General features: G+C 38.9%; 28 protein-coding genes. 22 read left to right on the top strand and 6 right to left on the bottom strand.

Features of this window, described 5'->3' with window-relative positions:
* Positions 1 to 102 precede the first annotated feature (102 nt).
* From TP70_RS04210 to TP70_RS11930, 4 genes are all read left to right on the top strand, one after another.
* Entirely contained in the window at positions 103 to 378 is a 276-nt protein-coding gene (locus TP70_RS04210) for a hypothetical protein (RefSeq protein ID WP_240627036.1), read from the top strand.
* Positions 379 to 449: 71 nt separating this feature from the next.
* Positions 450 to 1,292, top strand: coding sequence for a VOC family protein (locus tag TP70_RS04205; RefSeq protein WP_044359666.1), 843 nt, complete (start codon positions 450 to 452; stop codon positions 1,290 to 1,292).
* A gap of 315 nt (positions 1,293 to 1,607) precedes the next feature.
* Complete coding sequence (locus tag TP70_RS04200) at positions 1,608 to 2,252, top strand: HAD family hydrolase (protein ID WP_044359665.1); 645 nt, start codon at positions 1,608 to 1,610, stop codon at positions 2,250 to 2,252.
* On the top strand, positions 2,249 to 2,428 hold the full coding sequence (locus tag TP70_RS11930; RefSeq protein WP_084207639.1) for a hypothetical protein: 180 nt from the start codon (positions 2,249 to 2,251) through the stop codon (positions 2,426 to 2,428). The genes TP70_RS04200 and TP70_RS11930 overlap by 4 nt, the downstream gene beginning before the upstream one ends.
* A 52-nt stretch (positions 2,429 to 2,480) precedes the next feature.
* Here TP70_RS11930 and TP70_RS04195 read toward each other — a convergent pair whose 3' ends face one another.
* Genes TP70_RS04195 through TP70_RS04185 form a run of 3 tightly spaced genes read right to left on the bottom strand, consistent with a single transcriptional unit; the run spans position 2,481 to position 3,912 of the window.
* The gene (locus tag TP70_RS04195) at positions 2,481 to 2,660 is read right to left on the bottom strand and encodes a hypothetical protein (RefSeq protein WP_044359664.1); all 180 of its coding nucleotides are present in this window, start codon (positions 2,658 to 2,660) and stop codon (positions 2,481 to 2,483) included.
* Between the two features lies 1 nt (position 2,661).
* Positions 2,662 to 3,000 carry a hypothetical protein gene (locus TP70_RS04190; protein ID WP_044359663.1) on the bottom strand — a complete coding sequence of 113 codons (339 nt, stop codon included), beginning with the start codon at positions 2,998 to 3,000 and terminating at the stop codon, positions 2,662 to 2,664.
* A gap of 54 nt (positions 3,001 to 3,054) precedes the next feature.
* Positions 3,055 to 3,912 (bottom strand): formate/nitrite transporter family protein, encoded by an 858-nt coding sequence (locus TP70_RS04185; protein WP_044359662.1) that lies wholly within the window; start codon positions 3,910 to 3,912, stop codon positions 3,055 to 3,057.
* A 477-nt stretch (positions 3,913 to 4,389) separates the two neighbouring features.
* Here TP70_RS04185 and TP70_RS04180 point away from each other — a divergent pair, with 477 nt between their 5' ends.
* The gene (locus TP70_RS04180) at positions 4,390 to 5,778 is read left to right on the top strand and encodes an amino acid permease (protein WP_044359661.1); all 1,389 of its coding nucleotides are present in this window, start codon (positions 4,390 to 4,392) and stop codon (positions 5,776 to 5,778) included.
* Between the two features lie 82 nt (positions 5,779 to 5,860).
* Here the strand turns inward: TP70_RS04180 and TP70_RS04175 are convergent, their stop codons facing one another.
* Positions 5,861 to 6,208 carry a hypothetical protein gene (locus tag TP70_RS04175; protein ID WP_044359660.1) on the bottom strand — a complete coding sequence of 116 codons (348 nt, stop codon included), beginning with the start codon at positions 6,206 to 6,208 and terminating at the stop codon, positions 5,861 to 5,863.
* Between the two features lie 116 nt (positions 6,209 to 6,324).
* Between TP70_RS04175 and TP70_RS04170 the strand changes: the two genes are divergently transcribed.
* From TP70_RS04170 to TP70_RS04130, 9 genes are all read left to right on the top strand, one after another.
* On the top strand, positions 6,325 to 7,071 hold the full coding sequence (locus TP70_RS04170) for a CPBP family intramembrane glutamic endopeptidase (protein WP_044359659.1): 747 nt from the start codon (positions 6,325 to 6,327) through the stop codon (positions 7,069 to 7,071).
* 360 nt (positions 7,072 to 7,431) lie between these two features.
* Complete coding sequence (locus TP70_RS04165; protein ID WP_044359658.1) at positions 7,432 to 8,115, top strand: helix-turn-helix transcriptional regulator; 684 nt, start codon at positions 7,432 to 7,434, stop codon at positions 8,113 to 8,115.
* Between the two features lie 36 nt (positions 8,116 to 8,151).
* Positions 8,152 to 8,940: an inositol monophosphatase family protein gene (locus tag TP70_RS04160; RefSeq protein WP_044359718.1), complete on the top strand. Its 789-nt coding sequence runs from the start codon at positions 8,152 to 8,154 to the stop codon at positions 8,938 to 8,940.
* A gap of 162 nt (positions 8,941 to 9,102) precedes the next feature.
* The gene (locus TP70_RS04155) at positions 9,103 to 10,008 is read left to right on the top strand and encodes an LCP family glycopolymer transferase (protein ID WP_169743604.1); all 906 of its coding nucleotides are present in this window, start codon (positions 9,103 to 9,105) and stop codon (positions 10,006 to 10,008) included.
* 414 nt (positions 10,009 to 10,422) lie between these two features.
* Entirely contained in the window at positions 10,423 to 13,359 is a 2,937-nt protein-coding gene (gene fdhF, locus TP70_RS04150) for a formate dehydrogenase subunit alpha (protein WP_044359656.1), read from the top strand.
* Entirely contained in the window at positions 13,359 to 13,823 is a 465-nt protein-coding gene (locus TP70_RS04145; RefSeq protein ID WP_044359655.1) for a helical membrane plugin domain-containing protein, read from the top strand. The genes fdhF and TP70_RS04145 overlap by 1 nt, the downstream gene beginning before the upstream one ends.
* 127 nt (positions 13,824 to 13,950) lie before the next feature.
* Positions 13,951 to 14,199: a hypothetical protein gene (locus TP70_RS04140; RefSeq protein WP_044359654.1), complete on the top strand. Its 249-nt coding sequence runs from the start codon at positions 13,951 to 13,953 to the stop codon at positions 14,197 to 14,199.
* 25 nt (positions 14,200 to 14,224) lie between these two features.
* Positions 14,225 to 15,007, top strand: a complete 783-nt coding sequence (locus TP70_RS04135; RefSeq protein ID WP_044359653.1) for an N-acetylglucosaminidase — start codon at positions 14,225 to 14,227, stop codon at positions 15,005 to 15,007.
* Between the two features lie 71 nt (positions 15,008 to 15,078).
* Positions 15,079 to 16,206: an FAD-dependent monooxygenase gene (locus TP70_RS04130; RefSeq protein ID WP_044359652.1), complete on the top strand. Its 1,128-nt coding sequence runs from the start codon at positions 15,079 to 15,081 to the stop codon at positions 16,204 to 16,206.
* A 62-nt stretch (positions 16,207 to 16,268) separates the two neighbouring features.
* Here the strand turns inward: TP70_RS04130 and TP70_RS04125 are convergent, their stop codons facing one another.
* Positions 16,269 to 17,228: an NAD(P)-dependent oxidoreductase gene (locus tag TP70_RS04125; protein ID WP_044359651.1), complete on the bottom strand. Its 960-nt coding sequence runs from the start codon at positions 17,226 to 17,228 to the stop codon at positions 16,269 to 16,271.
* Positions 17,229 to 17,430: 202 nt separating this feature from the next.
* Entirely contained in the window at positions 17,431 to 17,796 is a 366-nt protein-coding gene (locus tag TP70_RS04120) for a DUF4870 domain-containing protein (RefSeq protein WP_044359650.1), read from the bottom strand.
* A gap of 475 nt (positions 17,797 to 18,271) precedes the next feature.
* Here TP70_RS04120 and TP70_RS04115 point away from each other — a divergent pair, with 475 nt between their 5' ends.
* The 8 genes from TP70_RS04115 (at position 18,272) to TP70_RS04080 (ending at position 24,847) form a co-directional block, all read left to right on the top strand.
* Positions 18,272 to 19,348, top strand: a complete 1,077-nt coding sequence (locus TP70_RS04115; protein ID WP_044359649.1) for an NAD/NADP-dependent octopine/nopaline dehydrogenase family protein — start codon at positions 18,272 to 18,274, stop codon at positions 19,346 to 19,348.
* Positions 19,349 to 19,377: 29 nt separating this feature from the next.
* A complete protein-coding gene (locus TP70_RS04110; protein ID WP_044359648.1) occupies positions 19,378 to 19,716 on the top strand; it encodes a PH domain-containing protein in 339 nt (112 codons plus the stop codon).
* 140 nt (positions 19,717 to 19,856) lie between these two features.
* Entirely contained in the window at positions 19,857 to 20,909 is a 1,053-nt protein-coding gene (locus TP70_RS04105; protein WP_044359647.1) for an LLM class flavin-dependent oxidoreductase, read from the top strand.
* Between the two features lie 14 nt (positions 20,910 to 20,923).
* Entirely contained in the window at positions 20,924 to 21,277 is a 354-nt protein-coding gene (locus tag TP70_RS04100; RefSeq protein WP_044359646.1) for a DoxX family protein, read from the top strand.
* Positions 21,278 to 21,576: 299 nt separating this feature from the next.
* Complete coding sequence (locus TP70_RS04095) at positions 21,577 to 21,924, top strand: transcriptional regulator, SarA/Rot family (RefSeq protein ID WP_044359645.1); 348 nt, start codon at positions 21,577 to 21,579, stop codon at positions 21,922 to 21,924.
* 203 nt (positions 21,925 to 22,127) lie between these two features.
* Complete coding sequence (locus TP70_RS04090; protein ID WP_174221467.1) at positions 22,128 to 23,285, top strand: acyl-CoA dehydrogenase family protein; 1,158 nt, start codon at positions 22,128 to 22,130, stop codon at positions 23,283 to 23,285.
* Between the two features lie 95 nt (positions 23,286 to 23,380).
* On the top strand, positions 23,381 to 23,803 hold the full coding sequence (locus TP70_RS04085) for a YbaN family protein (protein ID WP_044359644.1): 423 nt from the start codon (positions 23,381 to 23,383) through the stop codon (positions 23,801 to 23,803).
* Between the two features lie 126 nt (positions 23,804 to 23,929).
* The gene (locus tag TP70_RS04080) at positions 23,930 to 24,847 is read left to right on the top strand and encodes an ABC transporter substrate-binding protein (protein ID WP_044359643.1); all 918 of its coding nucleotides are present in this window, start codon (positions 23,930 to 23,932) and stop codon (positions 24,845 to 24,847) included.
* Positions 24,848 to 24,860 lie beyond the last annotated feature (13 nt).

Below are 24,860 nucleotides of genomic sequence, written 5' to 3'. Positions count from 1 at the left end.
TATCTTTTTTTGTACGTTTACAAAAATATTAGGTTGTGCGAAAATAATATTTAACAAGGGTTAAGTACGTAAATGTACTTTATCGCAAAGGACGTGAAGTTGATGGTAAGAGTTTTACAACGCTATATGATTACATGTATGCTCCTTGTAACGATGCTTATCTTGGCAGTGGGCTTTTTAAATCACTATCAAAATGGTGGGCAGCTGTTACTTGCATTGACACTCAGTGTGACGTTTTTCAGTGTATTATTTGAAACATGGCTTGCACGTGTGACATTGCCAACACGTAAAATTCGTTTTATACAAACACTCGCATTTCCAATCGCCATTATTATTATGGGCGTTGTATGTCTCTGGCTTGTTCCCGGGACACTCTAGGCAATTCGTTTGCGTATACATATGGAAGGGTATAGACTGCTAACAGAGCAAATAGCGATGGAGGCGATAAGATGTCATTGATTCAAGGTCATCATCATATTTCAATGTATACGAAAGATAAAGAAGAAAATAAACGATTTTACACAGAAATACTAGGCCTCAAATTAGTTAAAGAAACAGTCAATCAAGATGATGAAAGCATGGTGCATGTCTTTTATGGCGACAATGAAGGGACAGTTGGCACATTGCTAACATTTTTTGAGTTGCCAAATGCAGGACAAATGCGTAAAGGAACGGATATGATTGCACGCATTGGTCTACTTGTAGAAGGTGAAGAAAGTCTGGACTATTTTGAAAAACGTCTGCGTCAAGAAGGTATTGCCGTTTCGCATGGGACGTACCTTGGACATTCCGCACGTTTCTTCGACGATTCAGAACATTTGTCATACGTGATGATTGATAATGCACAGCGTAAGATACCTAACGATTGGAAACATCCGGTAGAAAATGATATACCTGCACCGTACCAAATTTTAGGGCTAGGACCTATTGAAGTGCATGTACAAGATACGGCAACGACGATCGACTATTTAAGAGATGAACTGGGCTACACGGGACATGACGAAAAAGAAGGCACGGTTATGTCGTTGGATTCAAACGGGCTTTATACAGATATTGTCGTAGTTGAAAAGGGTGGTCCAGTTGTGCGTCCGGGACGTGGCTACGTGCATCATCATGCGGTAAGTGTGGCAAATCATAGCGCCTTAGAACGCGTAACGGCACTACACGACACGTTAAAAGTACAGCATTCAGGCATTATCGACCGCAAGTGGTTTGAATCACTGTATTATCGACAAAATGGTATTATGTATGAATTTGCGACAGCACAAGTTGGAAACGACTTTTTAGATTAAAATAGGGATGAACACTGAGCACACAGTTCGACGCCAAAAGGTAACGGACGGGTGTGCTTTTTATTGTTCAACAAGGCTAGGACATAGCAATTAACAACTGTAAAACCTCTGAACACAATTAGAAAGCAATTTTGCGCGTCGCTCGGGTTTACCTCAAATCTTAAACGCTATACGCACAACTTCGATACACCCTTGCCGAGGTGATGAAAGTTTTTTTCAAATTTCTGCTCCCAATCTGATAGAGCCTATCGATGATTTATGTACGCGTATCTGATACACTAAATGCAACATAGTGATTGAGGAGGCTTTAAACATATGTATCGAGCGGTCATATTTGATTTTGATGGCACGATGATTGATACAGAACAACATCTGTATGACGTCATTAATCAATATTTAGTTGCGGAAGGGCATGCACCTGTGTCATTGGCATTTTACCGTGAAAATATTGGGGGTCGTGCGTTAGATTTACATAACCATATTGTTGGGTTACTCGGTGAAGAGAAAGTGGCACAACTTTATCGTATGCATCATGAAGGCGCAGCAAAATTGCCATTGCGCCCGGGGATTGAAACGTTAATGCAACAGTTGAAACAACGTCATATTCCGATGGCGATTGCAACGAGTAGTGTGCGTCAGTCTATTTTACCAACTGTGGAAGCACTTGGCTTGAATGACTATATTTCTGTCATTGTAGGAAGAGAAGATGTAGAAGCGGTTAAACCAGAACCAGACTTATATTTAACGGCAGTACAAGCGTTGAACCATAATCCTGCCTATTGCTTGGCGATTGAAGATTCCGTGAGAGGCGCAACAGCGGCTGTGCGTGCTGGTCTCGATGTGATTGTGAATACAAACCAAATGACGGCAACGAGTGATTTCAGTCATTTGCCGCTGACGGATCAAGATACGGATTTAACGACAATTATTGCACGTTACTTTGAAGGGCAACAGCGATGATGTTTGAACAGTGGATGCTCTTTGTCATCATTCCGTTATGCTTTGTCGTCGGTAATTTAGTCATTGCGCCTAGAAGGCAACGTCATATTCCTATGCGCATACACGTTTTATCATGTGCGGTAGGATTAGGGATTTATGCGATCGGTCTGACAATAGTCTACCTCTTCTTCTTATAATAAAAACCCGCAAGTATCAGGGAATGAAACCTAATGCTTGCGGGTTTTACGATTAACGATTTAAGAAAAATACGGCTGCAACGATTAAGACAACGAGAAGGGCATCAATGCCGACCATTAATTTGGCACGAGGATTTTCAATGCCTTCTTTTTTCGATTTGTACAGCATATAGAAATTGGGGATCACACTAATCAGTAATAGCACAATTAAAATGATACCGAATGTTGTCATATTAGCGTCCTCCTTTAATTCGACCATACACGTAGCCAATCAGTAATGCAACGACAATACCAATCAAAGTACAAATGATGGGCTGCTCGACTTTCATGCCGACTAAAGCCCCGAGTGCAACACCAATAACGAGTGGGGCACCGTACTGTATACGACGTTGCTCAGAGGCAAGCAGTGTAAAAGTGAGTGTGTAAAGGACACCGAATGTCAATGCGACAAGTACCGATTTAAAAATAATGGTACTGACAGGTGCTGTATGTGACATGAAATTAACGACAAAAAAGATGATGCCTAGAAATAATGAAATAATCAAACCTTTATACCATTGCGTGCGTTCCATACTGGCCTCCATGTATCAAATAATTATAGCCAGTATACCATAAGCACCGACAAACTACTTAGCAAGTTTCTTCTGAGATTTTTTCACATTTTTAATTGTTTGGAATTGACCATGATCGTTTAAATAAGCGTAGAACAGCCCGATAATAAGACCGCCACCAATGTAGTTACCGATAAAAGCAGCGACAATGTTTTTGAGAACACCTAACATATTCAAGCTTGGCATATCATAAAACAGCTGACCGACAAAGAGCGTTGCGTTATAAACGACATGTTCAAAGCCCATAAAAGCGAAGATCGTCACACCGAACATCATGACAAACATTTTGGCAAAAACATCTTCTATTTGCATGGCGATAACGAGTGCAATGTTGATAAAGAAGTTGGCAAAAATAGCACGTACGAGTATATTTTGGAAATCATAAGTGATCGTTTTTGTCTGTACCATTTGATCTAACAATGCAATCATATCTGGTGACATGACATCGCTACAACGAAGGATTGCAAAGAAGATAAATGCACCTGCGATGTTGCCGAAAAAGCAAAGTAGAAAAATGTTTAATACGCGCATTGGACGAATGAGGTGGTAATAAAGCCCTACTGTGAAGTACATAAAGTTACTGGTGAGAAGTTCTGAGTTGGTAAATAAAATAAGGACGAGTGCAAAACTAAATGTAATCGAGCCAATCATATTGACAACGCCTAATGGCACATCTGGGGCAAAGGTTGTTTTAACCATCAGTACAAAAACGGAAATAATGCTAATAATAAAACCTGCCATCATCGCGCGCATTAAATAGCGCTTGAGATAAAAACTGTGAAGTACATCTTTCTTCTGGATGGTCTCGATAATATTAGAGACCCATTTACGACCGTAGAAAATCGTATCCCATTTTATATTTGTATCATTCATAAGACACGGTTCCTTTCATTTATATAATAGAGACTAGTATAACGCTTTGCAACGTTAATGTGAATATCTTCACATAATGTTTTGTGTCAAAACAATGACATTTTATTTATGTGCAGATGAATAATTTTTAACGAAGCTATTTCTTCGTGAATTGGCAATGATTTTTTAATTTAAAAAAGTAACATCATATTAAGATATTTCTTTAGGGGAGAAAATACAAAAAATAGAGAGGGAAATCGTATCATATCGGTGTTTCTACTTATTGTGTTTTGTGATATATTATGAAATAAAAAATATACTTAAAGGGTGACAACGCACACAAATTAACGACACGTAAAAGCAATGAAAAGTTGTTATCAGATAATTAACTTGCAATTTAAAATTTTCCTTTAATTATTAGTGAAATATAGTATAATAACGGAGAAAAGTTTACATACTTCTAATATTAGGGGTTATATAAGGAGATGGTGGGTTGTCATGGAAGATAATCAATTACAAAGAGGGCTGAGCTCTCGTCAGATTCAAATGATCGCGCTCGGAGGTACAATCGGTGTTGGTTTGTTTATGGGGGCATCGAGTACGATCGCTTGGACTGGACCTTCTGTTATTTTTGCCTATTTATTGGCAGGTATCTTTTTATTTTTAGTCATGCGTGCGATGGGTGAAATGGTCTATCTATATCCTACAACAGGATCGTTCGCAAACTATGCAACAGACTATTTACATCCTGTTGCTGGTTACATTACTGCTTGGGCAAACATTTTCCAATGGATTGTTGTTGGGATGTCAGAAGTTATTGCGGTAGGCGAATACATGAAGTTCTGGTGGCCAGAGTTGCCATCGTGGATTCCGGGTATCCTCGTTATCGTCATTTTAACAGCAGCCAATGCAATATCAGTTAAAGCATTTGGAGAATTCGAATTTTGGTTTGCAATGATTAAAATCGTAACAATTATTTTGATGATTATTGCTGGTTTCGGATTGATCTTTTTCGGTCTAGGGAACGGAGGCGTACCAATCGGACTCAGCAACTTAACTGAACATGGTGGTTTTCTACCAAATGGTTGGTTAGGCTTTTTCTTCGCTTTATCTATCGTTATCGGTTCATATCAGGGTGTTGAACTGATCGGTATTACAGCAGGTGAAACAAAAGATCCTCAAAAGAACATCAAAAAGGCAGTTAATGGTGTTATTTGGCGTATTTTAATTTTCTACATCGGTGCAATTTTCGTTATCGTTACAGTATATCCATGGAACGAATTACACGATCTTGGTTCACCGTTCGTTGCAACATTTGCGAAAGTCGGTATTACAATTGCAGCTGGTTTAATCAACTTTGTTGTTATCACAGCAGCAATGTCTGGATGTAACTCAGGTATCTTTAGTTCAAGTCGTATGATTTTTACATTGGCACAACACGGGCAGTTGCCAAAAATCTTCACGAAAGTCATGCGCAACGGGGTGCCATTCTACACAGTATTAGCAGTGTCTATCGGTATTTTTATCGGTGTTATCTTAAACGTGATCTTACCTTTAATCATTGAAGGATCAGAAAGTATTTTCGTTTATGTATACAGTGCGTCAATTTTACCGGGGATGATTCCATGGTTTATGATTTTATTCAGCCATATTCAATTCCGTAAAAAATTCCCAGAGAAAGTTGAAACACATCCTTTCAAAATGCCATTCGCACCGTTTTCAAACTACTTAACAATTGCATTTTTAGTGTTAGTATTGTTAGGTATGTTAATTAACGGCGAAACACGTGTTTCTGTTATTATTGGTTTCTTATTCTTAGGATTTATGGGCCTCTTCTTCTTCATGCGTGGTTATCACAAGCTTGATAAAGAAGAATTGAAGTTATAAAAATAACACACCTTGTCATGAGTGACGTACCGCAAGTAGCGGATATGTCCCATCATTCGACAAGGTGTGTTTTTATGTGGTTTTATAGTGAAAAGGCTTGTAAGTGGTGGAGTGCACGGAAAATAACAGCAAGGTAGCCACTGTTCACTTGTTCTTGATTGCCGATGTCGACGTGTGTGAGGGGATTATGGTATAGATTGTCTAAACACGCATAATAGACATCATAATTTTGAAAAGGGAATGTAGGAAGTGCATCTGGATGCGTGAGTTCGGTGAAATAGACAGCGACTTGTTCTTCAAGGGCTTTGAGTGGTGTTTCAACATCAGGGTTTTTGCGTGCGCGTGATAAATCATAATGATCGACAAGTATTAAGAGGTTTTTCAAATTGGCACATGCGCGTGTGAGCGTCAATTTTTTAGTTGAATGCATAGTTATCATCCTTTTTAGTATATAATGTTGTAAAGCATCGTTTTAACTTAGTGAGTGATGCATTTGAATGGAAGTTGCGATAAAAAGAAGCAATGGCTACATAGAGGAGGAAATATATGTCGAAGTATAAATGGAGTGATATTGCATGGCGTGATTTTTGGACAATCCCCATGTATATTATTGGACCATTATTAATGGGCTTTGTGATTATAATACTATCAGCTTTATTGTTGATAATGAATGTCAATGTACCGGACTGGGCAACAGAGGTTCAATATTATGAAGTGATGGAAGTCCTTTCCGAAACGGCATCTGATATTTTATTAATTATCGTTTTTTGGTTTATGCATGCACGTACGATGCCTGAGCGCTTTCGATTAGGTTTGCAAGGGATCCAACGAAACTGGTTATGGATTATCCTTGCATATATCGTCATGACCGTGGCGACAGAGTTATACGGTTATCTTATGCAATTTATACCTGAACAATATCAGTACGGCACGACACAAAATGAAATGGCGATTGAAGAATCTTTAGAATGGAATGTTTTATTGCCATTCAACTTCTTACTCATCGTTGTTTTAGCGCCGATTGTCGAAGAAATACTATTTCGTCACTTGTTAATTGGCGAACTTGGCAAGAAGTTTAACTTTTATGTGATGGGTGTTATTTCAGCATTTGCATTTGCCGGCATTCACGTTATATATGCGACATCACCGTTTGAAATCATTGATTACTTGATACTCGCAATTCCAATGGTATGGGTGTACTTAAAAAGCGGGCGCAACCTCGGTGTGGCGATTGCATTACATATGCTAAATAACTTTATTTCAATGATGTTCAGTCTGTTTTATGGCGTATAGCTGGATGAAATGTGTGTGGAAGAAAGTAAATAAAAACCGGACGATGCATGTGCATTGTCCGGATAGAAAGGAAAGTAAGTAATAAATATTGAAGATGTTCAATCTAGTATAGAACAAGTACAACATATCATGTTTCAAACTTTACTATTGACGAAATAGTTACCCCTCATTTGAAAGATGTGTTCGTACCCATCCCCCTCTAGTAGCTAAGTAAAATAATAGCATAGTTCACCAGAAAATGTAAGCGGTTTCTCGAAATATTTTTGGTAACTTTTACACTTTTAGGTAGTTAAGAATCTATTGTCGTGTGTGAACGTTACCATGCTATAATAAAAGAGACATGACAATGGGGTGATGTAAATGAAAAAAGAACAAAGACAACAAAAACTGATTCAGCAGCTTAAGCATGTAACGGCTACAGAACTTGCTAAGCAGTTAGGCGTATCGAAACGCACGATTTTAAGAGATATTCAAGAGCTTGAATCGAAAGGTGTGCATTTGCAAACGCATATGGGGCAAAAAGGGGGCTATCGTATGCAATTAGAGATGAATCAAAATGCGTTGACGTTCTCAGATGATGAGATGCAAGCGTTGTATCTGGTGCTGAATGAAAGTTTATCGTTATCGACGCTCCCGTATCATCAAGAGATTGCGACGATTGTTGAAAAGTTACTGAAACATCCCAATGTGACATTAAGACAAAATATACAGCACATCGATCAATATATTCGCATTGCACCAAATACACAAACTGTGCTGCCAAGATTGTTTTCGGCGATTTTGGTATATTGTCATGAACGTAAAGTCATGGCGCTTGAATATCAGCAGATGACACCACAGCATCCTTTTGTTGAAAATGTTGTATTTATCGGCTTGCTTTGTGAAAAGGGCAATTGGCAAGTGGTTGTGTATCATATCGGTGGTGGCTATACAAAAGTTGTGGATATTGCTGAAATTAATGATATTTCATATTCTTTTTACAAGTCTATCCAGACACAAGATATTACGTTAGATAATTATCAATTATATTTAAAAGAAGCATAATGTTAAAACGACATAGAAGAGGTGAAAACGATAGTGATGACTGAACAACTTAAACAGATAGATCAACACGTTGTACAATGGTTGATGCAAATGAAGCAAGAGGTACCGAAGATGTTAGCAGATATGGATTTACAAACGAAGACAAGTCGCTTTGATTTAGTAACCAATGTCGACAAGTCAATTGAACAAAGTTTTGAACAGTTGCTAACAGCGCAATTTCCAGAACATCAACTATATGGAGAAGAAGCACATCATGATACAGAAAAATTACGTGAAGGCTATACATGGGTGCTTGACCCGATTGATGGGACAGCGAACCTAGTAAAACAACAAGATGATTTCTGTATTATTTTGGCGTTGTTCTATAATGGCGAACCTGTACTTTCTTACATTTATGATTACCCACGCCAAAAGCTATTTCAGGCGATTAAAGGGGAAGGTGTTTATTTGAATGGCACATTGCTGTCACCTCCACCAATAATGGCGCTAAAAGACAGTATGATTTCTTTTAACAATAAAGTGTTGAATGATGAAACAATGCATGATTTATTGGATGCATCTTTCGGTTATCGTCTAATTGGGGCATGTGGGTTAGACTCTGCCAAAGTCTTTACCGGTCAATTTGGTATGCATATTCATACGAATGCAAAACCGTGGGACATCGGCGCACAGTTTTTATTTGCTGAAATGCTCGGCTTAAAGATGACGAATTTCCATCAAGAACCGATTGACTTTATTCACGGCGGTCCTTTTATTATTAGTAATCCAGGCTGCTACGAACAAACGTTAGAAATTCTACTACAAAAAGGCGGTTACGAAAAATAGACAGTGCGACTAAGGACGGATTGTCAATTTTCGTTGGTACGCTATAATCAACCTAATGATAGAAAAATTATATAATTTTAGTAATAGATTTAGAATTGAAATGGAGTGAGTATTTTGACATACACACGGTCTAAAAAACAAAAAAATCCTGTGATTAAATGGATGTTACGCATTATCGCAGTGTTGTTCATCTTAGCAATCATTGCAGTCGCATATTTAGCGTATAAGTTGTTTGCTGTAGGCGGTGCGATTCACAATCCACTGAATCGTGAACATTCAGAGTTGAGATCAGGGACAGTCGATTTAGATAAAGGAGAGCCATTCACGATTGCGCTATTCGGTGTCGATTCCAATGCAGAACGCGCAAGTGCAGGTGGCGGTGAACGCAGTGACACGATTATGTTACTGTCGATTAATCCTGATAAGAAGACGACGGAAATGGTAAGCATTCCACGTGATACACAAACAGAGATTGTTGGACGTGGTACAATTGAAAAAATTAACCATGCATATGCCTATGGTGGGGCAGATATGGCGGTTAAAACACTTGAAAAGTTAATGGATGTACCAGTGGACCATTATGCAACGGTCAATATGGACGGCTTGCAAGATACAATTGATACAGTCGGTGGTATTGATGTTGTGAGCAATGCGACATTTAGCGCAGAAGGACATGACTTTGAACGAGGCGTGAAAGCACATTTAGACGGTGAAACAGCGATGGCCTTTATCCGTAGTAGAAAAGAAGACGGTGCGGGTGGTGACTTTGGTCGTCAAGAGCGTCAACAGTTAGTTTTACAAGGTCTTATGAACAAGTTAACGAGCGTGTCGTCATTAACAAACTTCAATAGCTTGATAGATCAGCTTGGAGACAATGTCACAACAGACTTGAGTTTGTCAGAGCTGAATACGATTCGTAGTAACTATTCAGACGCTAATGAGCATGTGAATCGCCATCAACTAGAAGGTTCAGGTGGCATACAAGATGACGGTGTGTATTATTTCGTACCAGATAGCAATAGCTTGGCACAAATAACACAAGAATTACGTGCGAACCTTGGATTGTAATATGCAATTTTAAAACAAAATAGAAGTATTGATTCTAAGCGTCCTAACGAAGCGGACATTGAAAAATGCCGCTTATGTTAGGGCGTTTCCTTTTTTGCGCGAGCCATCGAAACCAATGTGAATTGCTAAGGTTTTTGTAGAGCGTCAGAGTTTGTTAAAACCCATTTTTCCTTTCAGATGTCGACTGCCATTCACAGATTTTTATTTATTCATTTTAGACGATTTCCTATGTCCCAGTCCCTTCAAATATTTACTACTACACCCCAATTTTTACTATGTCCAACCACTTTTATGAGGAGATTGTGCTATCAAATTGTGAAATTTTTAGAAATCTTAACATTTATGAGTAAAAGGGTTAAAATAGAATTACTAAGCATGTGGGGGCATCTTAGATAATTTGTAGGAGGGGATATTATGCAAGAACATCTTGTTTTAACACTAGATGGTAAAGAGTATCTTGTCGAACCGGGCACGAATTTACTCCATTTTATTAAAGCACAACAAACGTTTGTACCTTCTATTTGCTACAACGAATCATTAGGGCCAATAGAAACATGTGATACATGTGCGGTTGAAATTGATGGCAAGATTGAACGTGCGTGTAGCACAGTCGTTGATCGACCTATGGTGGTTAACACACAAAACGACCACGTACAAGCGAGTCAAAAGGAAGCGTTAGATCGTATTTTAGAAAAGCACCAACTGTATTGTACAGTGTGTGATTATAATAATGGTAACTGTGAAATTCACAATACTATGGATCAATGGGGCTTAGAACACCAAACGTACGAGTACAAACCGAAACCGTATGAAGTGGATTTCGGACCATTTTATCGTTATGATCCGAACCAATGTATTTTATGTGGACGTTGTGTCGAAGTGTGTCAAGACGTCCAAGTGAACGAAACGTTATCTATCGACTGGGACCGCGACCAACCTCGCGTAATTTGGGATAATGACGTTGCAATCAATGAGTCATCATGTGTTGGCTGTGGACAATGTTCGACTGTTTGTCCTTGTAATGCAATGATGGAAAACAATATGGTCGGTAATGCTGGTTATATGACAGACATTGAACCAGGATCATTGGCGTCAATGATTGATTTAACGAAGAAAGCAGAAACTGGTTACGGCCCGTTATTTGCAATTTCAGACTCAGAAGCGGCAATGCGTGAAGAACGTATTAAAAAGACAAAAACAGTTTGTACGTACTGTGGTGTCGGCTGTAGCTTTGAAGTATGGACGAAAGATCGCGAAATCTTAAAAGTCCAACCGTCGCATGACTCACCAGCGAACAAAATTTCAACATGTGTGAAAGGGAAGTTCGGTTGGGATTATGTGAATTCTGAAGAACGTCTGACAAAACCATTAATTCGTCGCAACGGTCAATTTGAAGAAGTTGAATGGGATGAAGCGATTCCGTACGTTGCGAAACGCATGCAAGAGATTAAAGATCAGTATGGTCCATCTGCATTGACGTTTATTTCGTCTTCAAAAGCGACGAACGAAGAGTCTTACTTAATGCAAAAATTAGCGCGTCAAGTTATCGGTACGAACAATATTGATAACTGTTCACGTTATTGCCAAGCACCGGCGACGAAAGGTTTATTCCGCACAGTCGGACACGGTGGGGACTCAGGTTCTATTGATGACATCGGCAGTGCAGAAATGGTTATTACAATTGGTACGAATACAGCGGAAGCACACCCAGTTATTGCATCACGTATTAAACGTGCGCATAAGTTATTTGGACAAAAGCTCTATGTATTCGATATTCGTAAACATGAAATGGCACAGCGTGCAGATGAATTTTTCCAACCATATCCAGGTACGGACTTAGTATGGTTGTCAGCTGTAACGAAATATATTATTGATAATGAATTACATGACCGTGCATTTATTGATCAGTGGGTCGACCATTTTGATGAATATTATGCATCGCTCGAGCCATACACAATGGCATTTGCAGAAGAAACAACAGGTATTCCACAAGACCGCCTTGTGAAATTGGCGCATGACATTGCAAGTGTGAATAGCGTATCTATCTGCTGGGCAATGGGTGTGACACAGCAAGAAACAGGTTCTGATACAAGTACAGCTATTTCTAACTTATTATTAGTCACTGGTAACTACATGAAACCGGGTGCAGGTTCTTATCCATTACGTGGTCACAACAACGTACAAGGTTGCTCTGACTTTGGTAGTATGCCTGACAAATTACCGGGTTACCTTGGTGTACAAGATGATGAAGCACGCGGTTGGTTTGAAAAAGCTTGGGGCGTTGAATTGCCGAAAGAACCGGGCTATGACAACCACCAAATGATGGATCATATCCATGCTGGCGATGTGCATAGTATGTTCATTTTAGGTGAAGATACAGGTATTACGGACTCTAACATTAACTATGTACAAGCTGCGTTAGAAAAAGTAGACTTCTTAGTTGTACAAGACGAGTTCTTAACATTTACAGCAGAGTATGCAGATGTGGTGTTACCTGCGTCACCATCACTTGAAAAAGACGGTACATTCACGAACACAGAACGTCGTTTCCAACGCTTATATCAAGTGTTAGAGCCATTAGGTGATTCAAAACCTGACTGGCAAATCACACAAATGATTGCGAAAGAAATGGGTTATGATTGGGGCTACACACATCCTTCAGAAATCATGGATGAAGCATCTGACTTAACGCCGATGTTTGCAGGTGTGAAATACCATAGATTAGAAGGCTACAATAGCTTGCAATGGCCAGTAAATGCTGACGGTACAGATACGCCGTTACTCTTTACAGAAGGTTTCAATTTCGATAATGGTAAAGCGAAGTTATTTGCTTTAGACTTTAATAACTTCTACAAAACGAATGAAACATATGACCTACATTTCAACAATGGTCGTCTGTTAGAGCATTTCCATGAAGGGAACATGACGTATAAAGTACCAGGTCTTCAATACAAAATGCCAACGACGTTTATTGAAATCTCACCAGAGCTTGCCGAAGATCGTGGTATTCACGAAGGGGCAGCCGTTAAGTTGATTTCTGAAACGGGTGAAGCGACAGGACACGTGCATATTACAGACCGTGTAAAAGGTAAACAAATTTATATGCCGTTGAATGATAATGCTGAAGGTGCCATTAACTATTTAACAAACAGTTTGACAGATCCAGAAACACATACACCAGCATATAAAGCGACATGTTGTCGTATGGAAGTGTTGAGTAAACGTGGTAAGTCACCGTTGAATCCAACAAACTTCCGTAACAAAAAGCGCAACCCGCAATATAGTGTGCGCGTGGACAAAAAATGGGAGCGTCCAGACTATGTTTTCCCAGGGGATCAGGTGATGAAATAATGGCAGAGAGAATCACGAAAATCAAACGTATTGAAAAGTCGGAAGCAGAGATTAAAGCAGAGAGCATTGCAGAAGTGACGGATAAAATTGCCGAAAATAAAGACAGTATTTTAAAAGTCATTGATCTTGTGAAAAACTTAGATGATGCTAAAATTTTAGATGCGCTGAATGGTGCGGTGAAACAACGTGGTGTCATCACTGAAAAGTTAGTGACAGAGATCAACAAAGATCAATATGCAGGCTTTTTACACAACATTGGTCAAATGGTCTTTATTTTAGGTGACCTTGATACAGATGAACTACGTGTTTTACTCAACAAAGTCAATAAAGGCATTCATGTTGCGAACCAAGCAAACCCGAATGCACGCACGTCTATTAGAGGTTTGATGGGTGTCTTGAAAGATGATGAAATGAATCAAAGCTTAACGTACTTCTTAAATATGTTAAAAGGTATGTCGAGATAATTGAATAACAAAGGCAAAAGGAGTGGCTGCGGCGACTCCTTTTGTATGCGATAATTTCTGTTGATTGGAAGAATACAGCACAACACAAATCGTGCTAAAATATAAAGTGTTGAGAAGGAGGGATTCTGTGCATCACGAACATAAAATATTGTTACTAGCAGTCATATCGAATATTATACTCGTGGCAGGTATTGTTCTGCTGGTGTTAGTCGGACCAGCATGGGGATTGGCATGCTTTTTAGTAACTTTGACAATCACGATTGTTTTATTTAACATGCTATTCAAAGGAAGACCAAAACTGAGACGTATTGCGAATATCGTCTATGCGATTGTCATTTTATTCGTCGCATTTATGATTTGGCATTATTTCAAGTAATTAATAGAAAAAGAGAGGTTTGTATATGAAGCAATGGTTGAAGTCACACCCATCAGTCTTCTTTGTAGGGGTGATACTTGTCGTGTTTTGCGGATTGCTGATTGTAAATGAAACATCACTGTTCAAAAAACAGAAGGTATACACCTTTGAAGAAGCATATGAACGACAACTTCAAGACGGTGTGTTACATACCAAGTCGGATGAAGCGGGCTTTGTAGAAGCCTCTCATGAAGATGTGAAGCGTAAAATGCGCATACAACATAGCGATTCTGATCTGATGTATATGGATTTATCAGAACCGGTCAAAATGTCTGAAGCAGAAGTCAATGAGATGTTAAAAGGAAAAGGGATTCTTGAAGGACGTGGCAAGACATTTCTCGAAGCGCAAGACCGCTATGACGTCAATGTGATTTATTTAGTGAGTCACGCGCAACTTGAAACCGCACAAGGACAGTCTGAGCTTGCAAAAGGGATTCAAAAAGGCAAACAGCGTTATTATAACTTTTTTGGTGTTGGTGCTTTTGATGAAGATGCAGTAAAAACGGGGACAAGTTATGCGACAAAGGCAAAATGGACGACGCCAAACAAAGCAATTGTAGGCGGTGGTGCATTTGTCAGACAGCAATATTTTGAAAATGATCAGTTATCACTGTATCAAATGCGTTGGAATCCTCAAGAACCGGGGACGAACCAATACGCAAGTGACATTGATTGGGCGATGAAAATTGCTGAACAAATGGACCATTATTACCAACAATATGGCATTAAAAAAGCAAACGTGCATAAAGATTATTATGTCAAAAAATGATATGTAAAGGCTATGGGGAGGCAATTTTCTGTCCGACTCGTGAGATGATTTGAATAGAAGAGGTGAATGAGATGAAAATAGGGATTGTTGGTGCTGGTATCGGTGGATTAACATTGGCGGCATTATTGCGTGAACAACAACATGACGTACATATTTTTGAGCAGCAAGCAGCGATTAAAGAGGTCGGTGCGGGTATTGGTATCGGTGGCAACGTCATAGATAAGTTAGGCGATCGAGACCTTGCAAAAGGTATTAAAAATGTTGGGCATTTATTAGAAACGACGCGTATGTTAGACGCGCAAGGGCGTGTGTTGTGTGAAGTACCATTTGATAAGAAAACGACGAATGTGACGGTATTACGCCAAACACTAGTAGATACGATTGCGAGTTATGTAACAGATGAAATGTTGCATTTTAATCATGAAGTGACGTCTGTGGAAGCGAGTGAATCTATGGCGCGTATTCATTTTCGCCAACAAGCGAGTCAAACTTTTGATTTAGTCGTCGGTGCAGATGGTATTCATTCAGTCGTGCGTCAGACAGTCAATCCGAAAGCAAAAGTACAGTACCAAGGTTATACATGTTTCAGAGGAATGGTAACGAGTGTGCCTGAACTTGGAGCAGTTGCTGATGAGTATTGGGGAAGTAAAGGACGTTTCGGTATTGTACCATTATTAAACGGTGGTGCGTATTGGTTTGCAGCAATCAACGCTAAAGCGGATGATTTACAATTCAAACGCTTTAATAAACCGTATTTACAAGCGTATTTTAACCAATATCCAGAACCAGTACGCCAAGTGTTGGATCAACAGCCTGAGACCGAGATTTTACATCATGATATTTATGATTTAAAACCGCTTAAAACTTTTGTGTATGAACAGCGTATCGTATTGCTCGGTGATGCAGCCCATGCAACGACACCTAATATGGGACAAGGTGCAGGTCAAGCGATGGAAGACGCGATTGTACTTGCCAATGTATTGGCGAAGTATGACACAATGGCTGCCGCACTGAAGCGCTATGACAAGCTCCGTGTGAAACATACTGCCAAGGTAATTAAGCGCTCACGTAAAATTGGGCGTATTGCGCAGAAAGAAGGGCGTATAAGTATGGCATTGCGCAATCGTTTTGCGCGTAAGCTGCCAGTTCGGATCGTTGCACGCCAGTTGAAGTTTTTATACAAAACGAAAAGTGAATAAACAGACGAAAGACGTGATAGCAGCCATTCGAGCCACTATCACGTCTTCTTTTATACTTCCATTTATTGATTCACGATATAGTCAGGTGTTTCACCTTGTGCTTGCTTGATTAAATTTTGCGCAACGATTTTCGCCATCATATCACGTGCTTCATATGTCGCATTACCGATATGTGGTGTAATGACAACATTGTTAAGTGATTTAAGTCCTTCTGTAATCTTCGGCTCAAACTCATACACATCAAGCGCTGCACCTTCGATTGTGTTGTTTTGTAACGCTTCAAGTAGCGCTTCTTCATGTACAATCGGACCACGTGCAGCATTGACTAAATAAGCAGTAGGTTTCATCAATGCGAGTTGTTCGGCACCAATCATATGGTGTAATGCTGGACTATACGCAGCATTAATCACGACAAAGTCAGCCTCTTTTAAAAGCGTTTCTAAATCAACGTACGTTGCACCACCTAACTCTTGTTCACGTGCTTCTTTACGATTTGGACCTGTATACATAATAGACATGTCGAAACCTTTAGCACGACGTGCAACGGCACTACCGATTTCACCTAAGCCAATAATACCGATTGTTTTACCAGATACTTCACGTCCTCTGAAGAAGAGTGGTGCCCAGCCATCAAAACCTTCATGACGCATGAGTTGGTCCCCTTCAGGAATACGACGTGCCACAGCTAATAAAATACCCATTGTCAGTTCAGCTGTTGCGTTAGTAGAAGCTTTTGGCGTGTTAGAAACGAAAATGCCTTTTTCTTTCGCATAGTCGACATCCACATTATTAAAGCCTGCACCGTAGTTAGCGATAAACTCAAGGTTGTTCGCACTATCAATCACTTCTTTATCTACTTCTGTTGATAGTAAGCTTACAAGTCCGAATGCATCAGATACCCCTTGTTTCAATGTTTCTTTGTCAATGATGCCTTTACCGTCATACACTTCTACTTCAAAGTGTGCTTCTAATAATTCAAGGCCTGCTTCTGGAATAGGGCCTGCTACAAATACTTTTTTCATCGTATAATCCCACCTTTCCCTTTAAGTATAGAAAACGACACATCAGAATACAAGGCATGAAGCGTATATCATATGTAAGATGCGGTTGAGGATCGTAAAGCCAAAACAAATTTGGTCGATAGACTGTCATCTCGCCATAAAACACAAAAAATACAATAACGGTCACAAATAATGCCGCTATTGTATGCATGTTTTGATGAAATTATGAGAAAAAGCGAATAGACAATGGGATTAAATAGTCTTCTCCTTTGTACGCTTTAACAATTGCTACGATATGGAAAATAAAAGATAAAAGTGTGAGAACTGGTAAGATGACAAAACCAATGAGTAATAGTAATGTGACAAGTCCGATTGCACTCCATATCATATAAGATAAGATGAAATTAATGTAGTTTTTACCGGCTATATCCACGAAACGCGAATCATCCCGCTTAAGTAACCAAATAATGAGTGGACCGATAAATGTTGTGAACAAGCCTGTGACATAAATAAGTACGGCCATAAGACGTTCATCATCTGATGGTTGGAGTGGATAGACAGGTTGTGATGTTGGATTTGATGTGTCCATATTGACACCTCCTTGTGCGATGTGTTTTGATTATCTTCCCCTATAGTTTACAGAAGAATGATAAGAAAGTGAAATATATGATATATCTATCACTAAATAGGGTAATAAACAACTATATAACACGATAAAAGCATTCCATTTTATAGTACAATTTGGTACGGGGGTGGCACATAAGAAAAATCATTCCAAATAATTAGGGAAAAGCACTAGTTGGCAGTAGGTGTCTGAAGTGAAAATACGTTTTAAACAAATTTGGGAGCACTACAGAAACCTTAGTTTCGTTGTAGTGCCCCTACAAGGCTGATTAGCTATGTGACAAACTTGAAAAGTGTAGTCACATAGCAATCAGCTACTGTAAAACTTCTAGTCACCCTTGCCGGGGCGGGACGACGAAAGCTTTTTGTAAAAATGAGCTTTCTGTCCCGCTCCCTTGATAGCGCATGAGATGACTTTATAAAGAGAAAGAAGGGTATATATGAAAATAGCAGTTGTAGGTTCAGGGAACGGCGCTGTGACAGCAGCGATTGATATGGTAGATCAAGGACATGACGTTAAATTGTATTGTCGTAATCAGTCGATTAATAAGTTTGATAAAGCACTCGCGCAAGGCGGCTTTCATTATAACAATGAAGGGAAAGAAAGCTTTGTAGAGTTCACTGCGATTAGTGACAATATGGAATACGTGCTAGATGGTGCGGAAGTAGTCATGCTGGTTATTCCATCATCATTTATTGAATATTATGCTGAATTAATGGCACATCATTTAAAAGAAGATCAAATTGTCTTCTTTAATATGGCAGCTGCGATGGGTTCAGCACGTTTTATTAAAGTATTGAATGAATATCAGCTTGATACACGTCCTGTTTTTGCAGAAGCGAATACGCTAACGTACGGGACACGTGTTGACTTTGAATCAGCAAGAGTTGATTTATCATTAAAAGTACGCAAAGTGTATTTCTCAACATTCGATCCGAAAGATTTAGTCGATGCATTTAACAAAGTTGAACAATTGTATCCATATATTGTGAAAGAAGAATCACTATGGCGAACAAACCTTGAAAATGGGAACCCTGAAGTACATCCGGGGCCAGTGTTATTGAACGTAGGACGTATCGATTACAGCGATCATTTTGCGCTGTATAAAGAGGGGATCACAAAACATACAGTACGTCTGTTACATGCAGTTGAACAAGAACGTTTATCGTTAGGGCGTAAACTTGGCTTTGAACTTGAAACGGCCAAAGAAGCGCGTATTGAGCGTGGCTATTTAGAACGTGAAATGGAAGATGAGCCATTGAACAAAATTTTTAACCATAGTCCTGTATTTTCACAAATTCCGGGGCCGCATAAAGTGAATAATCGTTATTTAACAGAAGATATTGCGTACGGTTTAGTGCTATGGTCTAGTCTAGGACGTGAAATTGGTGTCCCAACACCGAACATTGATGCGATTATTACAATTGCTTCAACGATATTAGATCGTGATCTTTACAATGAAGGCTTAACAATTGATTATTTAGGTCGTGAAAATATCGGTTTAATTTCGTATTAATGAGACATATAAACCAAAGGAGAGATGGTATGATTTTAGATAGAGTCAATCCAGAAGACTTATTTCCAACTGAAAAAGTAGGGCCTGCTGTGTTAGGTCGTATTGAATATACAGTGAACGGTCAACGTGAGTTTGAAGGCGCCTATATTGCGACGAATGAACGTTTAATTATGAATGTCGATATGAACGGTCAATTTTATTACCGCAATATCCCATACAACGAAATTTCAAGTATCGTATTAGAAGACGATGTCCTATGGATGGGATTTGAAGTCGGCAAAGTTGCAATGCGCAATATTCAAAATGGCGACATCACGGCTTTTATAGATTACGTACAACAACAAATCAATAAATATGCCGGTGCATAATCGGTAGAAAGGGTGGGCATTTAGTTGTGTCCCCCTTTTTTATTAGGGCGAAGCACGTCAAACAAGGTGTGTTGACAAGTATAAAAAGTAGCGTTATAATTCAAGTATAAAAATTATACAAGAAAGTGAGGGTCGGTAAAATGAGAGTAGAAATCGGTTTAACATCATTTGCAGACAATCAAGAAATTTATACAGAAAATGGGCATACAGCACCATTATCTAATGGAGAACGTATTCGCAACATTGTTGAAGAAATTAAACTTGCGGACGAAGTAGGATTAGACATTTATGGATTAGGCGAACATCATCGTGTAGATTATGCGGTATCAGATCCAGGCACAGTGCTTGCAGCGGCAGCGCCTTTAACAAAAAACATTAAATTATCATCAGCAGTGACGGTATTGTCATCAGATGATCCTGTACGTGTCTATCAACAATATGCAACATTAGACGGTTTATCTAATGGACGTGCAGAAATTATGGCAGGACGAGGCTCATTTATTGAATCTTTTCCACTTTTTGGTTATGATTTGGATCATTATCAACAACTTTTTGATGAGAAGTTAGATTTATTGATGACGATTAATAAGCATGAGATTGTACATTGGGAAGGTCAATTAAGACCAAGCATCAATGGTTTAGGCGTCTACCCTAGAGCGGTACAAAAAGAACTACCGATTTGGTTGGCAACTGGTGGAACACCGGAGTCTTCAATTAAAGCTGGACGTCTCGGTTTACCGATCGTTTACGCGATTATCGGTGGTAACCCAAAACGCTTTGCAAGAAATGTTGCGATGTACAGAGCAGCAGCAGAGTCTGAAGGTCATGATGCAAGTCAAATCCAAGTGGCTTCACATTCTTGGGGTTACATTGCGGATACAGACGAACAAGCACAACGCGAATTCTATCGTCCAACTGAACAACATCACAATGTTTTAGCAAAAGAACGTGGTTGGCCTGAATTTACGATGGAACATTATCAAAGAGAAGTAGGTCCAAACGGTGCAATGTACGTAGGTAGCCCGGAAACAGTCGCACAAAAGATTATTGATACCGTAGAAGCATTAGGGATTACACGTTTTATGATGCATTTACCAATAGGTTCTATGCCACATGAACGTACAATGAATGCAATCCGTTTATTAGGAGAAAAAGTCAAACCGATTGTTGACGAATACTTTGCAGATAAATAAAGGAGAGAAATAGTATGATTACAAGATATGCAACAAATTTAAAAGTAGCGAAAGAAATGTTTGATGCGGCAAAACCGAAGTTAAAAGGTGACGAAGGCATGATACAAGCATTTGAACAATTTAATTTACAACCAGAATTAGTCAAAGTTGTAGGGGCTGCTGAAGCAACTGCAGCGGGCTTATTAGGCCTTAGCATTTTTAGCAAACGCTTATCACAACTTGGCTCAGTTATTACATTAGGTGTTATGGGCGTTGCGATTGCAAAACATTTACAAGCAGGTCACGGTAAAGCAGGTGCACAACATGCGATTGATGTGGCACAACTTGCAGGCTTAAGCTTGGCAGATACACTTGTATCAAAAAAATAATTTATATCAGTGAAGGTTAGGACGAGAGATGTTCTAACCTTTTGTTTGTATCACAAAGACATTTCACCGCCCCACATGTGCACATCTAAAATTAGAAATTATAACGCTAAATGTACTAAATGTGAAGTGAATTTGATGACGAAAAAAATTGAAAAACTAAACGAGAAAAGATTGCTAACGAAGTGAATAAATTTTAAAATATAGTTACAAAAGATTTAAACATATAAGTTTATATAGTTTGTAGTGAAATTTAATGTATCTGTAATTAACTTAGAGATGCATGTGTGGGGGGAAACTATATGGAAAAATTTGCAGTTAAAGATATGAAGGAATTGATGGTCATTAGCTATACGTCGAAGTATTTACAATCAACGATCAAACGTGAGTATAACTTAACGTATGAAGAATTGTTTATTTTGACATTTATTCATGGCAGTCGTAGACCATCGTATAATGTGAAAGACATTATTCGTGCTTCAGAATTCAAACCGTATTACATTACGAAAGCATTACAAAAGTTGAAAGAACTAGGGTTTTTATCGAAAAAAAGAAATGAACAAGATGAACGTACAGTCATTGTTGAAGTAAGCAAACCACAATACCGCAAAATGGACGCATTGTTTGAAAAAATTGAGAAGCTGTTCTAACGTAAGTGTCTCATGCGTACATTGTTAAAGTTAGTGAACCAAAAAAGCTGATAGGCGCACATGTTTTATATGTGTATCTATCAGCTTTTTCTAATACTTAATTGTGTCAATCGTGTGGTTTTTGATAGAGGTGTAGGCATTCTTAGAAAAATATATTATAATGTTGAGTAAATAACTAAGAATAAAAGGTGTTGAGTAAAATCATGAGATCAGTATTAATTCAAACGGACATTCAGCGAGAATGGATTCAAAAGCTAGAAGCACAACGTGAAGAATTTCAGTCATATGCACAATCCAATGATGAACAAAGTCGCTTTCCGTATGAGAACATTCAGTGGCTTGTGGATTCAGGATATACACAACTAACGTTACCAAAAGCATACGGTGGTGCAGGTGCAACGATTGAAGATATGGTCGTCTTACAAACCGTATTAGGCTCTATTGATGGTGCAACAGCGTTATCAATCGGTTGGCATGTTGGATTAGTCGGTGAGCTTTTTGAACATCAACTTTGGGATCAAGAGGTGTTAGACGAATTTGCTGCAGCTGTTAAAGAAGGTGCCTTGATCAATCGTGCTGTGAGTGAAGCGGAAACAGGCAGTCCAACACGTGGTGGCAGACCGAGTACACGTGCAGACCGTGACGGTGACTCGTACATTTTAAATGGTGTTAAAACATTCACATCTATGAGTCGCGGCTTAACACATGTCATCGTGGCAGCTTATGTACCAGAAAAAGAAAAAGTCGGTTTCTTCTATATACCGAAAGAGACAGAAGGCTTAGAAGTTGCGGACAACTGGAATGTCATCGGCATGAGAGCGACAGAGAGTCATGATTTAATTTTAAATGACGTGAAAGTTCACGAAAAATATTTAGTAGAACTGAAAGGCGAAGGTCCGAAGTTTCAAAACGGTTGGTTGCTGCATATTCCAAGTACGTACTTAGGTATTGCACAAGCAGCACGTGACTACGCGATTGACTTTAGCTTGACACACAGTCCAAACAGTATTGAAGGCACAATTAGTGACCTGCCAGTTGTTCAACAAAACTTAGGTAAAATGGAGACGAAGCTATTAACAGCACGCCATATGCTATGGAGTACGGCACATGCGTATCAACATTTAGGTGAAAATGATCATATTGCAGCCGAAACTTCAGCGAGCAAAGTCATTGTAATGAATGAAGGTTTAGAAGTTGTCGATCTAGCAATGCGCATTGTTGGGGCGAAAAGCCTTGAAATGGATCGCCCGTTACAACGCTATTATCGCGACATGCGTGCAGGGCTCCACAACCCGCCTATGGAAGATATGACATATACAAATATTGCACTAGGCGTACTAGAAGAGAGAAGACAATCGTAAGAGAACACAGGGACAGATGATACCATTTGTGATACCAAAACTTTCCTAAAAATATATTTTCTGTTTTATTCTCGGATTGAAAGTTATAATAGCCTATGCGGTTTTTATTAGTGCCTATCGGTATCGTCTTTACTTTATTAGGATTTGCCGGGGCAGTATTGCCTTTATTGCCAACAACACCTTTTTTGTTAGTCGCCGTCATTTGTTTTGCCAAAAGCTCTGATCGCTTACATGCATGGCTTGTCAAAACGCGTGTCTATCAGGCGTATGTAGAAGACTTTCGTAAATATCGAGGCTATACAATGCGTAAAAAGATACAGTTGCTGATTAGTGTGTATATCGTTGTAGGTTTCTCGATTTGGATGGTCGATGTTTTATGGGTGCGTATCGGTTTAGTCATTATGTTAGCAATGCAAACGATTGTATTGTTTACATGGGTCAGAACGCTTCCTAAAAGTCATGACCTCAATCGCAAATACGGTATGAACGAAAAAGATAATGATAGAACAGGTAACTAGATGAAGAAACGTTTAGTTACCTGTATTTTTATTTTTAAATTTAAATAAAAAAAGGTTTGCAATTCAGCTTGAAACACAATATAATAATGATAATCATTATCAATTAACAACTTAGGAGATGTATGAATGAAAAGGTTACTTTTATCTTTAATCGCACTTGTTTTTGTGCTAGCAGCATGTGGCCAAAATGGGGAAGTCAACAAATCAAAAAGCGAGATGCAAACAATTTCGTTAAAAACAGCAGATGGTTCGGAAAAAGTGGATATTCCGAAAGATCCAAAACGCATTGTTGTGTTATCACCAACATATGCAGGGGGGCTTAAATATTTAGATGCCAATATTGCGGGTGTCGTAGAAAGTATTGATCAAAGCCCAGTATTATCAAAACAATTTAAAAACGTCAAAAAAGTTGGCGCTGAAGATATAGAAAAAGTGGCGACGTTGAAGCCAGATTTAATTTTAACGTATAACACTGATAAAAATGTTAAGAAGTTGAAGAAAATCGCACCAACACTTGCGATTGACTACGGTAAATACAACTACTTAGAACAACAAGAATTACTCGGTCAAATCGTTGGTAAAGAAGACGAAGTGAAAAAATGGAAAGAAGATTGGGAACAAAAAACAGCACAAGATGGTAAAGAAATCAAAAAACATCTTGGCGAAGACGTGTCTGTATCTATCTTTGAAGACTTCGACAAAAAAATCTACGCATACGGTAAAAACTGGGGTCGTGGTAGTGAAGTTGTCTACCAAGCATTCGGTTTAGCAATGCCAACTGAATTAGAAAAAGCGACTGAAAAAGAAGGTTGGACAGAAATCTCTAAAGAAGAAATTGCGAAGTACGCAGGAGATGTTGTTGTAAGTGCACAAACGAAAGATAGTGCTGAACCAGAATTCCAACAAACAGATATGTGGAAGAACTTACCAGCCGTTCAAAACGACCGTGTCATTAAAGTGGACTCTAACGTATATTGGTACAATGATCCGTATACTTTAGAAGTAATGCGCAAAGGTTTAAAAGAACAATTAATGAATAAATAGTATGAAACGAGTC

It is taken from the genome of Staphylococcus microti (assembly GCF_000934465.1).
Taxonomy (GTDB): Bacteria; Bacillota; Bacilli; order Staphylococcales; family Staphylococcaceae; genus Staphylococcus; species Staphylococcus microti.
This window is presented reverse-complemented; position numbering and strand designations above follow the sequence as displayed.